Origin of the sequence: Alkalicoccus urumqiensis (assembly GCF_002993335.1) — a bacterium.
GTDB classification, from domain to species: domain Bacteria; phylum Bacillota; class Bacilli; order Bacillales; family Salisediminibacteriaceae; genus Alkalicoccus; species Alkalicoccus urumqiensis.
Genome location: NZ_PVNS01000002.1, coordinates 129,166 through 143,209, shown reverse-complemented (window position 1 = coordinate 143,209; position 14,044 = coordinate 129,166). Strand labels below are relative to the sequence as shown.

Sequence of the window (14,044 nt, the reverse complement as noted above, 5' to 3'; positions counted from 1 at the left end):
GCTTTCACAAAAGAAAATAAAAGACGGACAGAACATGTAAAGCCTGTCCGTCTTTTTCTATTCGTCTGCACCGTTAAAACTGTCGATTTCCGATATAGGAAGCAATTTCTCTCAGGGAGGCAGAGGCTTCATTCTGATCAAGCTCATCCAACGCTTCATGAGCTTTTTTCACGTAGCTTGCTGCCAGTTTTTTCGATGCCTCCACGGCTCCGGACTGCTTGACAGCCTCCACCGCCTGAGAAATTGGCAGCGGGTAAACTTCCGGCTTCAGCATGTAATGCTTTACCGAATCGTAAAATTCCGGGTTATGTTCCATGGCATATAGTGCGGGATACGTAATGTTACCCTGAATTAAATCACTGCCTGCCGGTTTGCCGAGCTGCTTTTCCGAACCGACAAAATCAAGAATGTCATCGGTTACTTGAAAAGCCATGCCTGCAAAATACCCGTACCGCCGGAGCGCCCTGCGCGTCCGCTCGTCTCCACCACTCACCAGTGCCCCAAGTTCACAGCTCACAGAAATCAGGAGAGCAGTTTTTCGTTTGATCCGGCGGAGGTACGTCCGGAGATTCTGGTCCAGCTGAAACTGGTCGCGCAGCTGTTCAATCTCCCCGACACACATTTCACGCATCGCCATCGACAGGATCTCATGAACATCCGGGTAAGAGCTTGATGAGGCGATTTCAATGGCACGGGCAAATAAATAATCACCGGTATACATCGCCGTCCGGTTATCCCACCGCTCTTTAATCGTCGCCTTCCCGCGGCGGAGATCCGCATTATCTATGACATCATCATGTACGAGGGAAGCCATATGAATCATTTCCAGTGGAACGGCAACACGTTCTACTTCCTCCGCCGTTTTTGATGGACCAAACTGGGCAGATAAAAGTACGAAAACAGGGCGGATTCTTTTCCCGCCGGCTTTCATGATGTGCACAGACGCCTTTTTCAGCGTCTGTTCTTCTGCCAGCAGCTGCTGCTCCATACGTCTTTCCAGCCGGAGGATTTCCGGCCGGTATTTCCGGTAAATTTCTGCTAGTGTCATAAACGATCCACCTTCGAATAAATCCCTGCTCCGCTTCTGTTCCAAAACGAAAATGCCGGATACTGCTGAATCCAGCGGTCCTCATACAAAAAGCGGCAGTACTGTTTTAAGCCTGACAGATAGTAAGGGTCCAGCCGGTGGATAAGCCTGGAGAAATACGCGCTCCAAAAGGATACAGTTCCTCCCTTTTCCCGCAGGGCCCATTCAATCAGTTGTTCATATGATTCTCCGGCGGCCGTATCACGGCTTTCATTGAATGCCTCCCACAGCCGTGAAAGAGAATCAGGATATTTTTCCGCTGCTTCTTTTCTCACAGCAAAAACGGCATAGGTCATTGGAAGACCAGTCCATTCCTTCCACCAGGCGCCGAGATCATATTGATACTCCGCTGTCCCGCTCCAGGCGGCAGCAATCGCATCATCCCCGATTAAAAGCGCCGCATCGCAGTCTGCCAGCATCGTTTTCACATCCGGGTCCATCACCGTATACTCATTGTGAACTCCCTGATTTCTTTCCAAGAGCAGTTTTAATAAGTGTACAGATGTTGCCGAACTGGAAGTAAGAGCAACCTTTCTGTTCGACAGCTGGCTAATGGGTACTTTGGAAAACAACAGGATGGAACCGACTTCACCATCTGTAGAGACGCCCAGATCTGGAAGCAGAAGATACTTATCTGGATTCCTTGCATACTCAAACGAGCTGATGCCGCCGACATCTACTGTTCCATCAGCCATCCCTTGATTAAGCTGGGCAGGCGTACTGGATTGAAATTGAAACCCTTCCTGCAGCAGCGCCGTTTTAGGCAGATGAAAAAACATCGGCATAATGTTTGTATAGTGAATTTCGCCAATTCGGAGCGTCATTCTATCCACTTCTTTCAATAGTCTCATTACGGCAGGCGTCTTAACGAAACCGCTGCCAGCCTTTCATGGGTCATCCTCAATTACAAAAGGAGGCGGTCTCCAATTGTAAAAGTGAACATAAGCAGGCTGATAACTCCGTTCATGGTAAAAAAGGCTACGTTTACCTTCGATAAGTCTTTTGGAGATACCAGCGAATGCTCATAAATCATCACCGCTCCCACAACCAGCGTTCCAGCAGCATAAATCCAGCTGAGCTCTGTAAGAGCAATCAGCGACAGCATTCCGGAAAAACTGATTAAATGAAACAGTCGTGCCGCTTTCAGTGCCCCGGCTGTACCAAACCGCTGTGGAATGGAATGAAGATTGGTTTCACGGTCAAACCCTTCATCCTGCGTCGCATAAATCACATCAAACCCTGCTGTCCAGAATGCTACGGCAGCAAATAAAACGAACGCTTCCCAGCTTAAGGTCCCGGATGCAGCCACCCAGCCTCCCAGAGGGGCCAGACCGATCGTGGCACCGAGTACAAGGTGGCAGGCCCATGTAAATCGTTTCGTATATGAGTAAAATACGAGAAAAAATACTGCAAGCGGCAGCAGATACACAGCGAGCATGTTCAGCTGCCATGCTGCCCCGATTAAAACAGCAAAGGAAACAAGAATAAACAGCATCGTCTCTCCCAGAGACAAAAGCCCTGCCGGAATCGCTCTGCCGCTCGTACGCGGATTGGCTTTATCAATCTGCCTGTCAATTACCCGATTCAATGCCATAGCTGCGCTGCGGGCTCCTACCATCGCAAGCGTCATCCAGAGCCAGATCTGAAGTGTAGGCCACGTGCCTGTTTCTGTGAGGCTTCCAAGTACCGCTCCGAGGAACGCAAACGGAAGCGCGAATACGGTATGTTCAAATTTGATCATTTCTAAAATGATTTTAAGTTTACGAATCATGCTGATCGTCCTTCCTGCCGAAATGGGCGGCAGCGGCTCCAAGTGCGAATGCTTTTACACGGACCGTATGAAATCCCGCATCAAAAAACATCGCCCGGAGCTCTTCTCTTCCCGGAAATTCTCTGCTTGATTCCTGAAGCCAGGAATACTGTTCATAGCTTCCCGCAAACAACCGGCCGAGCTGCGGCATTAAGATAGAAAAATAAAACCAGTACAGTCCGGAGACGACCGGCATTTCCGGCTGTGACGTCTCCAGACAGACAACCTGCCCGCCCGGCTTGACGACCCGGTGCATTTCAGCCAGCACCTGCATATAATCCGGAACATTTCGTAAACCAAAACCAATAGTAACGACATCATATGTATTATCTTCAAATGGCAGAGCCATTGCGTTCCCCTGGATCAGGTTAATGTCCGGTCTGTCGTTTGTTTTCACTCTTCCGACCTGAAGCATGTTTTCACTGAAATCAAGTCCAGTGACGTCTCCATCCGGGCCCGCGGCATCAGAAAGAGCCAGCGTCCAGTCTGCTGTACCACAGCAGACATCCAGACACCGGTCTCCGGGCTGCACGTTCATCTGCTTCATCGTCTTTTTTCTCCACCGTTTATGCTGCTGAAAACTAATAATGGAGTTCATACGGTCGTATCGTCCTGATATCGTCTCAAATACGTCATGTACCCGCTTTTCTTTTGGATGTTCCAATTTTACACGCCCCTGTTCTCATAAGCGGACAGCAGACGGGAGGCTTCCCTTTCCATGACCTGCTGCAGCTTCCATGTATCTGCCCGCAGACTGTGAATTGTCTCTGCCGCTTCCACCAGCTTTTCTTTCGTACGTCCTCCGGAAGCTTCCGGATACTCGACGAGGTACTGCAGGAAAAAAAGCTGCTTCATGCCTGCACCCGATTCCGGAAGTCCAAGGTGCAGCGCAACTTCTGAAGTGAGCATGTTTTTGGCTTCGATTAAATGATACAGCCGCTCTTCTTCATTTTCCGCACGATACGCCCTCATTTTTTCCATGTTTATCTTCTGTACTGCTCTGGACAGCACTTTTAACAGAGCCGTCTCCCCATGCTGAGCAAGGATGGAATAATACAGGCTGCTGTAATAATCTCCTGCAAGCACCGTGAGCTGCCGTTGTTTTCTTTCGGATTCCGAAAATACCGGGCCGGCACCAATGCGGTCGTGCGCATCCATTGCTGCCTGTACGAGCAGTGCTGCAAGAACAGCAGCCCGCTTCGACTCCTCTGTAAACGTTTCGTCCGACTGCTCAAGCAGTGTCAGCAGAAGCCCAGCCTGCATTGGATTGAGTGCAGGCTCGGGCAGATACCGCTGTACATAAGGCTGCCGGACACTCTTATAAAATTCCGTTGTTAATGTATGAATTGTATGCAGGTTGTCATAAGTTGCGGTCATCCCATTTCCTCCATCCCTGCTCCCTTTCCAGCGAACAGAAAAATACGCCTGTCCAGTATAGCACATTCTATTTCCAGTCAGGAAGCATGATTGAAGAAACCAGGGCCTGTATGAGCAGTGCGCGGCGGGTGCAGCTGAAACCTACTCTTCTTCAGACGGTGTTTTCATTTCACCATGCGCCGTCTGCACCGTCGCTTTCCCGCGGATTTTGATCGCTGACGTATGTTCTGTAAACTGAGCAATCATTACCTCATGCTTATCGAGTTTTTCCGAATGGTGAAAGCGTGTGTCTGTGCCGCGTGTCAGCCCGATCACATTTACACCGTTCTCATCAGCGCGGATAACAATATAGTCGTTGTTTTGTGCCAATTAAGACGCCCCCTGGGAACGAATAAGTGATAATACTTCTGCTCTGGCAGCTTCGTCCGTCCGGAATGCTCCGCGGACAGCGGACGTCACCGTAGAAGAGCCCGGTTTTTTCACGCCGCGCATCGTCATGCACATATGTTCTGCTTCCACGATTACCATAACACCGCGCGGGTCGAGGGTCTCCACCATGGAGTCTGCGATGGTGGACGTAATTCTTTCCTGAAGCTGGGGTCTTTTTGTTACAGCTTCGACGGCACGGGCCAGTTTACTCAACCCAGTCACTTTTCCTCCCTGTGGGAGGTAGCCGATATGCGCTTTACCGAAAAACGGTACGAGGTGATGTTCACACATGGAATAGAAAGGAATGTCTTTTACGAGAACAAGTTCTTCGTGGTCTTCACCAAATACTGTTTTAAAATGTTCCTTTGGATCCTGGTGGAGGCCCTGAAAGACTTCTTCATACATTCTCGCTACACGCTGCGGCGTATCCTGGAGTCCTTCTCTGGATGGATCTTCCCCGATCGCTTCCAGTATCATCGTCACAGCCTGCTGAATTTTATCGTGATTTACCTGGCTCATAGTCATCTGCCTCCAATGTTGAATTCATGTTTTGATCATAGCACAGGTGAAAAATGCCCTACAACAGATATGGCTTTTCTCCTGCTGCAGGGAGCATTTCCTTGAACTGCGCAGCCCGCTTCTTGAAAATGGGGAGTTGAACGGTTCATGTACCTGAATTTTTCATTTTCTATCATCCATACAAAAAGATCCCCGGCAGAGTCTCCACCGGGGATCTTTTTATTACATAAGGTACCTTATGTAATTATTTCACTGCATCCTTAAGCGCTTTACCTGGCTTGAACGCAGGTACGTTGCTTGCTGGAATTTCGATCTCTTCGCCTGTCTGTGGGTTGCGGCCTTTACGGGCAGCACGTTCACGGACTTCAAAGTTACCGAAACCGATCAGCTGGACTTTTTCTTCCTTTTTCAGGGAATCCGTGATGATGTCAAATACTGCGTCGACAGCACCAGTCGCATCCTTCTTAGAAAGATCCGTTTTCTCAGCAACTGCATTAATCAGTTCTGTTTTGTTCATGTAACTCACCTCCCTGCAACATAGGATTGGTTACCATTTTACTCCAAACCGCGCTATCCCTTGATGTGAAAGGGATAACAACGCTTATGTTAAACGAAAAAGCCCGCGAATTCAACAACTTTCGTGTAATTCATGTTTTTTTTATAAATATATATGGAATTGGAGGAAAAAAATACATGATTTCACCCGGTCTGTGGCACAACCTGCTCCAAATCAGGGCGGAATTCAATTTCCCCCTCCTCATTCATCACCTGCGGAACCGAGTTGAACGGTACAAATGGTGCGTGATCCGTCAGTAGAGGAAGAAGATTTTCTCCAGTTTCATACTCTTCCATGCCATATTCATCAATGTAATGAAGAATGTCGAGACGGTAGTCAACGACGATTTCTCCATCTGTCGTATACAGCAGTGGAAGGCGGTGTGTTGGATGAAAAGGACTCTCCACCGTGGGCTCCTCTTCATATCCCAGTTCTGAATAATCCAGTTTCAACAGTTCCGGCCCCGCGACCTCCAGGATAGGTGCGTAATCATTAGACCTTCTGTATGCGGTTAACCTCGTCTGAAGCGACTGGAGGTCCGACAGCGCTGCAAGATCAATGAGTTTCACCTGAGGTGTTTCTTCCACTTCAATCAGGACATATTGATACTTCCCGCCATTCTCGAATGCGTTCGGCGGCGACTCGTTTAAATACTGAGGCACAAGCTGGGAAAATTGAACAGGATACCGCCTGTAGGCAGGGGTAGCTGCATCTCTCGTTTCGATCGGCAGCACCTGGGTGTTCTCCTGAAAGGATTCGACTGCAGTCTGCACTTGAGCAAGCTGTTCCTCGTTCGGAGCCGTATCCTGGGCACGCTGCTCATCGGGATAAAGACATCCGCTGAGGAAAAACACGCTTAAAAGCAGCCACAAATAGTTCTGCATAGTCTGACCCTGCTTTCTTCTAAGATGTTATTCCGGTACCGGCCCGCTGAATGTAACCAGAAAGACGATCAGCCCGGAGATGATAATACAGACAAAACTGATGGATAAAAGCGAATACCGAAGAAATCCCTTCAGCTTTAATTTAGTGAATACAGTCAATATAACAGATAAAGTCATTAGTCCCATAGCAATGAAGGATACCCACATTTTGAGTAACGGATCTTCAAACATTTTTCTCCCCCTCCTTCACGATGAAGTCGGCATCATTATAGCACAGCGCCGGCCGCTGTGCATGTATGAGCCGTGTGTACATTTATTGAATGAGTGGACCTGAACACAGCCACAAAAATGATATGCAGCAGGATCAGGAACACGCCCACAGGCAAAAATGGCTGCGGCCGGTCCTGAAATAACCGCCGCAGCCAGTGTGCGCAGGAAGCGGGACTGTGCCGGCTTCATCTGTGTATCACACCATATATAGATAAGAAATTTCCAATAATCAAATAGAAGCGACAGGACCGGCACTTCCCTCGTCCGCCCTGAACTACGGTTCGAAATGATCGAGCGGGTCTCTATTCGTGTTTCGTGAAACTGCGGGAGCTTCCATTTCATGTTTTTTCACACGCCCCATCAATGCTTCTACTGCCTCTTCCACGTCTTTGTTTTCAAAAAGAACTGCGTAAAGCTCCGATGTGATAGGCATTTCGACATCCAGTTTTTCCGCCAACTGCTGGGCTGCTTTCGTCGTCCGGACACCTTCGACGACCATGCCCATTTCGGTTTCCACCTGATTGATTGTCATGCCTTTACCTATCATGTTCCCGGCACGCCAATTCCGGCTGTGATAGGAAGTACAGGTTACAATCAGATCGCCGAGACCGGAAAGACCCGAAAAGGTAAGCGGGTCGGCTCCGAGTTTGACTCCGAGGCGGGAGATTTCTGCAAGACCTCTCGTCATTAACGCTGCCCGGGCATTATCGCCAAAGCCCAGTCCACTAGTCATCCCGGACCCGATCGCAATAATATTTTTTAAAGAGCCGCCTATCTCCACACCGGTCAGATCCGGATTTGTGTACACCCGGAAATATGTATTCATAAACACATCCTGTACGAGCTCTGCCGTTTCCATATGCAGCGACGAGCTAGTCACTGTTGTCGGCTGTCGTTTGCACACCTCTTCCGCGTGCGACGGCCCGCTCAGACAGGCAACCGGATGACCCGGAAGCTCTTCGGCAATAACTTCCGAAACGCGAAGATGCGTTTCCGGTTCGATCCCTTTGCTTGCGTGAGCAATGACTGCTCCTTCTTTCAGGAGCGGCCGCAGCGCCGGAAGTACTTCCCGGACTGCTTTGGTTGGTACAACGAGGACAATCATGTCCTTGTCTTTTACTGCTGTCTCAAGGGAAGCAGTCGGTTTAATCTGTTCAGGAAGTTCAACGCCCGGCAGGTAGCGCATGTTTCTGCGCGATGAATGCATTGCTTCCGCCTGCTTTTCTGACCGGGCCCATAAATCCACTTCAAGTCCATTGTCTGCCAGAACGAGGGCAAGTGCAGTACCCCAGCTCCCAGCTCCGATTACGGCCGTCTGTTTCACAGCTTTTCCCCCTTTAAGATGCTTTCTCACCAATGCGGCTCTCTGTCCCGCTGATTAATCGCTTGATATTCGTCCGATGACGCCAGAAAGACAAAATCGTTAATCCCAGTACAGTATAAAAATATACGGCAGGATAATTGAAAAAAGGAAGCAGAATCGTTGTTCCTGTCATAAACAACAGTGAACCGAGCGAAACATACCTGGTGATAAAAATGGAAGCGATGGCAGCGATCCCTGCTGCAAGCGCCGGCCAGAAAACGATTGTTGCAAGAACACCAATCGTCGTAGCCACTCCTTTTCCGCCGCGGAAACCAAAGTACACCGGCCAGTTGTGGCCGATAACAGATGCTGCGCCGGCAAGAGCTGCAAACAGTGGATCGCCTCCGCTCATGCTGTAGCCGATCCAGACTGCTGCGATCCCCTTGGCACAATCCAGAAGAAGGACCGCCACTGCCGGACCCGTCCCGAGAACACGGAGTGTATTTGTCGCCCCTGCATTCCCGCTGCCGTGATCACGGATATCTAATTTTTTCATTATCTGCCCGGCCAGATAACTGAAACTTACCGCACCGAGCAGATACCCGATGACAATGGATAAAAAAGCCATGGGCTCCCCCCTTTACTCATTTACCTGCTGTCCCTGAAATACCAGATTCAGCTCTTCGTGTGGATCAGCTGTCACTTTTCTTACGGGCAAGTATCCGAATCGGCGTGCCGGCAAAGCCGAACGCACGGCGGATGTTGTTTTCAAGGTACCGCTTATAGGAAAAGTGCAGCAGCTCCGGATCATTTACAAACAATACGAATGTCGGCGGCGCCACAGAAACCTGAGTGGAATAGTTGATCCTGAGCCGCTTCCCGCCGTGGTCTGTCGGCGTCGGATTCGACGTGACAGCATCGACGATCACATCGTTCAGGACATTTGTTTTAATCCGCAGATTATGGGATTCGCTGACCTGCTGCACGACCGGGAGAAGCTGATGCAGCTTCTGTTTCGTTTTCGCACTCAGGAAAACGATCGGAGCATAATCCATGTATTGAAAATTATCCCGGATTTTATCTTCCATTTCTTTCATCGTTTTATCTGATTTTGTCACTGCATCCCATTTGTTCACAACAATGACAACTGCACGCCCAGCCTCGTGGGCATAGCCGGCAATTTTCTTATCCTGTTCGATAATGCCTTCTTCTCCATCAAGAACAACAAGCACAACATCCGAGCGCTCAATGGCTTTCAACGCACGGAGCACACTGTATTTTTCTGTCGATTCGTATACTTTTCCACGTTTCCGCATGCCTGCCGTATCGATGACAACATAGTCCTGTTCATCTTTTGTAAACGGCGTATCCACCGCGTCTCTTGTTGTTCCGGGGATATCACTTACGATAACCCGTTCTTCTCCGAGGATGGCATTGACAAGGGACGATTTCCCGACATTCGGTCTGCCGATCAAACTGATGCGGATAGTCTCATCGTCATATTCTGCATGAGCATCATCCGGAAAATGACCACAGGCTGAATCGAGAAGATCACCGAGGCCAAGACCGTGCGATCCTGAAACAGGGAAGGGTTCACCGACACCGAGGCTGTAAAATTCATACATTTTCTCATGCAGCGTCGGATCATCCATTTTATTTACAGCAATGACAACAGGCTTGTTGGAACGGCGTAGAAGTGCAGCCACTTCCTCATCAGCTCCTGTAATGCCTTCTCTTCCATTTACAACAAAGCAGATGACATCCGCCTCGTCGATGGCAAGTTCTGCCTGGGCTCTCATCTGTTCGATAAGCGGCTCATCCGACATTTCTATGCCGCCGGTATCGATAAGGAAAAATTCGTGATGCAGCCACTCTGCCGAACTATAAATCCGGTCCCGGGTGACACCGGGCTTATCTTCAACAATCGCGAGCCGCTCTCCAATCAAGCGGTTAAAAATCGTAGACTTTCCAACATTAGGCCGGCCGACTATGGCCAGTACAGGTTTTACCAAAACATTTCCCTACTTTCTCTGATCTAGACTCTTCTTTCATACTAGCACCTGGGCTTAAAGAACAAAAGAACTTATTTATTACCTCTGTGCAAAGCCTTCCACAGAAAAGCCGCGGAGCTTTAACCATTCAGCGGTTTCGCCGGTAATAAGAATTTTCGTGTTTTTCCATTCGTTCATGTTCCGAACGCCGAGAAGGGTCATAATGGTACGGAGTTCTTTTTTCATTTCCCCAAGTTCTTCAGCAGCTGCTTCCCAGCCTTGCTCTGTAACCAGTTTTAACATATGGCCTGCCATCCCGCACGCACCTGCTCCAAGCGCATACGATTTAGCTGCATCCAATGAAGAACGTATACCTCCTGCAGCCGTTACCAGAGAAAAGGACTGCGAAGCGGCCTCTACAATCGACACGCTCGTCGGAATTCCCCATTCGTTTAAAAAGGAGACCGGACGCTCCCGGCGGAGGTTCTCAATTTCCGCAAAATTCGTTCCTCCCCGGCCTCCTGCATCGACGGCATTCACACCTGCCTCTTTCAAAAGTGCAGCTGTTTCCATACTAATACCAAATCCAACTTCTTTAACGATAACCGGCACATCCACGTTCCGGCAGATGGTGGTGAGCCTCTCCAGCACACCGGTAAAATCACGGTCTCCCTCCGGCATGATCATCTCCTGAACGGGATTTAAATGTATCTGGAGTGCATCCGCTTCAATCATCTCGACCGCACGGAGTGCTTCTTCCACGCCGGCATCCATCCCGATATTCCCAAAAACAATCCCATCAGGGTTTTCTCTGCGCACTACGGCAAACGTGTCCGCCTGTCCCGGATCTTTCACCGCTGCCATCTGGGAGCCGACAGCCACCGGTATGCCTGCAGCACCGGCCGCTTTTGCAAGTGCTCCGTTAATTTCTTTGGTTTTCTGTCCACCCCCGCCGGTCATCGCATTTATATAAAATGGTGCCTCCCACCGCCTGTCAGCCCAGTCCACCTTCATATCGATCTCCTGCTCTCCTATGCCGGCAAGACTCTGATGTACAAACTGTACTTGGTCGAGTCCGTGCCGGCCGGACTGTCCTGTCTGTAGTGCGTGGTTTATGTGATCCTGTTTGCGCAGCTCTCTGCTCATGATGCCCCTCCTGTTGTCTTCCGCTCGTATACCGCCTGCTTTATGTACATTTCAATCACAAAAAAGACGGGATGAATCGGCGGAAATACGCCATTCACCCCGTCCGGAAAGCAGGCTTTTATTTCTTGTATTTTTTCAGCTGATCGCCGATCATATCTCCAAGAGAAAAGCCGCCGTCATCTTCTTTCTTGTATTCCTGACGCTCATTTTCCGAGTCCTGTCCGACTTTGTCTTCTTCCAGCACACGCATGGAAAGGCTGATACGCTTTTCGCCTGGATTTACATCCAGAACTTTCGCCTTTACGATATCTCCTTCGGACAGAACTTCTCCAGGAGTCGCAATATGCCGGTTCGCGATCTGGGAAATATGCACAAGGCCTTCAACGCCGGGCGCCACTTCGATGAAAGCACCGAATGACACAAGTCGTTTTACAGTACCTTCAATAACTTCATCCTGGCTTACTTTTTGTGCAATCTGCTCCCACGGTCCGGGCAGCGTATCCTTAATGGACAGTGAAATCCGTTCATTATCAGGATCCACAGACAATACTTTCACGTTTACCTGATCTCCTTCAGATACAACATCTCCGGGCTTTTCCACATGATGATGGGCCATCTGCGAAATATGAACGAGCCCATCCACTCCGCCGACATCGACGAATGCGCCAAAATCAGTGAGCCGCTGCACGGTACCGGCGATGACATCGCCTTCCTGAATTTTCTCAAGCGTTTCTTTTTTCCGGTCGCCGGCTTCCTCATCAAGAACCGCGCGCTGTGAAAGAATCAGCTTATTGCGACTTCTGTCCATTTCCACTGCTTTCAGGCGGAGTGTGCGTCCTTTATAGGCAGAGAAATCCTCTACGTAGTGACGCTCCACAAGCGAAGCTGGAATAAAGCCGCGTACACCTACATCTACGACGAGACCGCCTTTAACGACGTCTGCAACTTCCGCTTCAAAAATTTCTCCTGATTCAAGACGGCGTTCCATCTCTTCCCAGGCCTTTTCAGCGGCTACTGCTTTTTTGGATAGTACAAGCTCATCTTCCGTCAGCTTGGTCACCTTAAACTCATGCTCTTCCCCTTCGCTGAGTACATCGCTGACTTTCTCAACGTGCAGGCTGGACAGCTCGCTGATCGGCAGAACGCCGTCCATCTTATAACCGACGTTAACAAACGCCTGTTTATCTTCCACCTTCGCTATCGTACCTTTGACGAGATCTCCAACTGAAATCGACTGGAAATTCATCATTTCGTTGTTCATTTCTTCTGACATTGACAAATACCTCCCTATCCCCGTCAAAAAAGCGGGCCTATGCTTCTTCTCATTATACAGAATTCTTCACTGAAGAAGAAAATTCCTGCCTATTTTTTATTTTTATCTAAAAGTTCCTGAATTCCAGCCATAATCGCTTCAGCTGCCTCTTCCGGGGAAGCTTTTTCCTCCCTGAGCTTCTGCATATCAAGCGGCGGTCCGTAGATAAGATCCACTCTGCTGAACGGACGGTAGCTGCCGATGATGGCACATGGAACGACCGCTGCCTCGGAGCGCAGAGCAAAGAATCCGACTCCCGCAAGTCCTTTTCCAAGCTTGCCGTCACGACTTCTGGTGCCTTCAGGAAACACACCTACCATTTCCCCTTCACGCAGCAACTTTAAACCTGACCTCATTGCCTGACGGTCACTGGTCCCCCGTTTAATAGGGAAAGCGCCTAGTTTTGGAAGCAGGCTTTTCAGGATCGGCGCTTCAAATAACTCCGCTTTTGCCATATAGCGGGTCTGGCGCTTTAAAAATGCGCCGACGAGCGGTGGATCAAGATTATTAATATGGTTGCTGCAGAGAAGGGCCCCTTCTTTTTCCGGAATGTTTTCCCGGCCATGGATGTGCACCCTGAAAAACAGGCGCAGAAATGTGCGGCAGACAAACTGCCCGGCTGAATAAAGTCTGCTATTCACCGGCACTCACCCTGCTTCCTATGCGGTTGATGAGAAACTGCACCACTTCCTCAAACTCCATCGCCGTTGTATCCACCTCTTCCGCATCCTCCGCTTTCGTAAGCGGCGCAAATTCCCTTTCGGAATCGATGCGGTCTCTTTCGGCAATCTCTTTTTTCAACTGCTCCAGTTCCGAGGGAATTCCTTTTTTCTTTTCTTCTGCAAAACGGCGTGCTGCCCGCTCTTCCACACTTGCGGTAAGGTAAAATTTTAACTCGGCATCCGGAAGAACGGCTGTGCCGATATCGCGGCCATCCATCACGACACTGCCCTGTGAGGCAAGCTCCCGCTGCTTCTCCACCATCGCCTGCCGGATTTTTTCATGAACCGCTGTATAGGAGACTTCCGCCGTTACGCGGGGCTCACGGATCGCTTCTGTGACATCTGTTCCGTCAACGATGACACGGTCGGTCCCCGTTCCAGTCACCAGTTCAAGTGCCATGTTTTTTAAAAGGCGATGAAGCCCCTCTTCATCTCTAGTGCTTACCTCTTTTTCCAGGGCGAGCCACGTCAGCGCACGATACATGGCGCCGGTGTCGATATAAGTCATTCCCAGTTCCAGGGCGACCTGCCTTGCTGTCGAACTTTTACCGGCTCCAGCCGGACCATCAATTGCTACAGCTACTGTCTTTTCCATACTCATTCCCCACCAACTCATTGTTTTCGTATTTTTATCGTAA

17 protein-coding genes are annotated in these 14,044 nt (G+C 49.6%); all 17 read right to left on the bottom strand.

Features of this window, described 5'->3' with window-relative positions:
- Positions 1-73: 73 nt before the first annotated feature.
- The 17 genes from C6I21_RS02485 to cmk all read right to left on the bottom strand — a co-directional run bounded on the left by C6I21_RS02485 (position 74) and on the right by cmk (position 14,001).
- The gene (locus C6I21_RS02485; protein WP_105957846.1) at positions 74-1,048 is read right to left on the bottom strand and encodes a polyprenyl synthetase family protein; all 975 of its coding nucleotides are present in this window, start codon (positions 1,046-1,048) and stop codon (positions 74-76) included.
- Positions 1,045-1,938 carry a menaquinone biosynthesis protein gene (locus tag C6I21_RS02480; RefSeq protein WP_105957845.1) on the bottom strand — a complete coding sequence of 298 codons (894 nt, stop codon included), beginning with the start codon at positions 1,936-1,938 and terminating at the stop codon, positions 1,045-1,047. The genes C6I21_RS02485 and C6I21_RS02480 overlap by 4 nt, the downstream gene beginning before the upstream one ends.
- 53 nt (positions 1,939-1,991) lie before the next feature.
- On the bottom strand, positions 1,992-2,858 hold the full coding sequence (locus C6I21_RS02475) for a UbiA-like polyprenyltransferase (RefSeq protein ID WP_105957844.1): 867 nt from the start codon (positions 2,856-2,858) through the stop codon (positions 1,992-1,994).
- Positions 2,848-3,561 carry a demethylmenaquinone methyltransferase gene (locus C6I21_RS02470; RefSeq protein ID WP_105957843.1) on the bottom strand — a complete coding sequence of 238 codons (714 nt, stop codon included), beginning with the start codon at positions 3,559-3,561 and terminating at the stop codon, positions 2,848-2,850. The genes C6I21_RS02475 and C6I21_RS02470 overlap by 11 nt, the downstream gene beginning before the upstream one ends.
- Positions 3,562-3,563: 2 nt before the next feature.
- A complete protein-coding gene (locus C6I21_RS02465; RefSeq protein ID WP_181186048.1) occupies positions 3,564-4,274 on the bottom strand; it encodes a heptaprenyl diphosphate synthase component 1 in 711 nt (236 codons plus the stop codon).
- 141 nt (positions 4,275-4,415) lie between these two features.
- Positions 4,416-4,643, bottom strand: coding sequence for a trp RNA-binding attenuation protein MtrB (mtrB, locus tag C6I21_RS02460; protein WP_105957841.1), 228 nt, complete (start codon positions 4,641-4,643; stop codon positions 4,416-4,418).
- Positions 4,644-5,222, bottom strand: a complete 579-nt coding sequence (folE, locus tag C6I21_RS02455) for a GTP cyclohydrolase I FolE (RefSeq protein WP_105957840.1) — start codon at positions 5,220-5,222, stop codon at positions 4,644-4,646. It abuts the gene before it with no gap.
- Between the two features lie 244 nt (positions 5,223-5,466).
- Positions 5,467-5,739 (bottom strand): HU family DNA-binding protein, encoded by a 273-nt coding sequence (locus tag C6I21_RS02450; RefSeq protein WP_105957839.1) that lies wholly within the window; start codon positions 5,737-5,739, stop codon positions 5,467-5,469.
- A gap of 182 nt (positions 5,740-5,921) precedes the next feature.
- The gene (locus tag C6I21_RS02445) at positions 5,922-6,662 is read right to left on the bottom strand and encodes a hypothetical protein (protein WP_105957838.1); all 741 of its coding nucleotides are present in this window, start codon (positions 6,660-6,662) and stop codon (positions 5,922-5,924) included.
- A 27-nt stretch (positions 6,663-6,689) separates the two neighbouring features.
- Entirely contained in the window at positions 6,690-6,893 is a 204-nt protein-coding gene (locus C6I21_RS02440) for a DUF2768 domain-containing protein (RefSeq protein WP_105957837.1), read from the bottom strand.
- Positions 6,894-7,206: 313 nt separating this feature from the next.
- A complete protein-coding gene (locus tag C6I21_RS02435) occupies positions 7,207-8,256 on the bottom strand; it encodes an NAD(P)H-dependent glycerol-3-phosphate dehydrogenase (RefSeq protein WP_105957836.1) in 1,050 nt (349 codons plus the stop codon).
- Between the two features lie 13 nt (positions 8,257-8,269).
- Complete coding sequence (gene plsY, locus C6I21_RS02430) at positions 8,270-8,863, bottom strand: glycerol-3-phosphate 1-O-acyltransferase PlsY (RefSeq protein WP_105957835.1); 594 nt, start codon at positions 8,861-8,863, stop codon at positions 8,270-8,272.
- A 64-nt stretch (positions 8,864-8,927) separates the two neighbouring features.
- Positions 8,928-10,247, bottom strand: coding sequence for a ribosome biogenesis GTPase Der (gene der / locus C6I21_RS02425; RefSeq protein ID WP_105957834.1), 1,320 nt, complete (start codon positions 10,245-10,247; stop codon positions 8,928-8,930).
- 78 nt (positions 10,248-10,325) lie between these two features.
- Positions 10,326-11,372 (bottom strand): type 2 isopentenyl-diphosphate Delta-isomerase, encoded by a 1,047-nt coding sequence (gene fni, locus C6I21_RS02420; protein WP_105957833.1) that lies wholly within the window; start codon positions 11,370-11,372, stop codon positions 10,326-10,328.
- 118 nt (positions 11,373-11,490) lie between these two features.
- Entirely contained in the window at positions 11,491-12,645 is a 1,155-nt protein-coding gene (rpsA, locus tag C6I21_RS02415) for a 30S ribosomal protein S1 (protein ID WP_105957832.1), read from the bottom strand.
- Positions 12,646-12,734: 89 nt separating this feature from the next.
- On the bottom strand, positions 12,735-13,325 hold the full coding sequence (locus C6I21_RS02410; RefSeq protein WP_105958013.1) for a lysophospholipid acyltransferase family protein: 591 nt from the start codon (positions 13,323-13,325) through the stop codon (positions 12,735-12,737).
- Complete coding sequence (cmk, locus tag C6I21_RS02405; protein WP_105957831.1) at positions 13,318-14,001, bottom strand: (d)CMP kinase; 684 nt, start codon at positions 13,999-14,001, stop codon at positions 13,318-13,320. The genes C6I21_RS02410 and cmk overlap by 8 nt, the downstream gene beginning before the upstream one ends.
- Positions 14,002-14,044: the final 43 nt, after the last annotated feature.

Bases quoted from the DNA above. Each gene is read 5' to 3' on its own strand.
- C6I21_RS02480 (WP_105957845.1), bottom strand. From the start codon at position 1,938: ATGAGACTATTGAAAGAAGTGGATAGAATGACGCTCCGAATTGGCGAA.
- folE (WP_105957840.1), bottom strand. From the start codon at position 5,222: ATGAGCCAGGTAAATCACGATAAAATTCAGCAGGCTGTGACGATGATA.
- cmk (WP_105957831.1), bottom strand. From the start codon at position 14,001: ATGGAAAAGACAGTAGCTGTAGCAATTGATGGTCCGGCTGGAGCCGGT.
- C6I21_RS02475 (WP_105957844.1), bottom strand. From the start codon at position 2,858: ATGATTCGTAAACTTAAAATCATTTTAGAAATGATCAAATTTGAACAT.
- C6I21_RS02440 (WP_105957837.1), bottom strand. From the start codon at position 6,893: ATGTTTGAAGATCCGTTACTCAAAATGTGGGTATCCTTCATTGCTATG.
- rpsA (WP_105957832.1), bottom strand. From the start codon at position 12,645: ATGTCAGAAGAAATGAACAACGAAATGATGAATTTCCAGTCGATTTCA.
- fni (WP_105957833.1), bottom strand. From the start codon at position 11,372: ATGAGCAGAGAGCTGCGCAAACAGGATCACATAAACCACGCACTACAG.
- C6I21_RS02450 (WP_105957839.1), bottom strand. From the start codon at position 5,739: ATGAACAAAACAGAACTGATTAATGCAGTTGCTGAGAAAACGGATCTT.
- C6I21_RS02485 (WP_105957846.1), bottom strand. From the start codon at position 1,048: ATGACACTAGCAGAAATTTACCGGAAATACCGGCCGGAAATCCTCCGG.
- C6I21_RS02465 (WP_181186048.1), bottom strand. From the start codon at position 4,274: ATGACCGCAACTTATGACAACCTGCATACAATTCATACATTAACAACG.
- C6I21_RS02445 (WP_105957838.1), bottom strand. From the start codon at position 6,662: ATGCAGAACTATTTGTGGCTGCTTTTAAGCGTGTTTTTCCTCAGCGGA.
- plsY (WP_105957835.1), bottom strand. From the start codon at position 8,863: ATGGCTTTTTTATCCATTGTCATCGGGTATCTGCTCGGTGCGGTAAGT.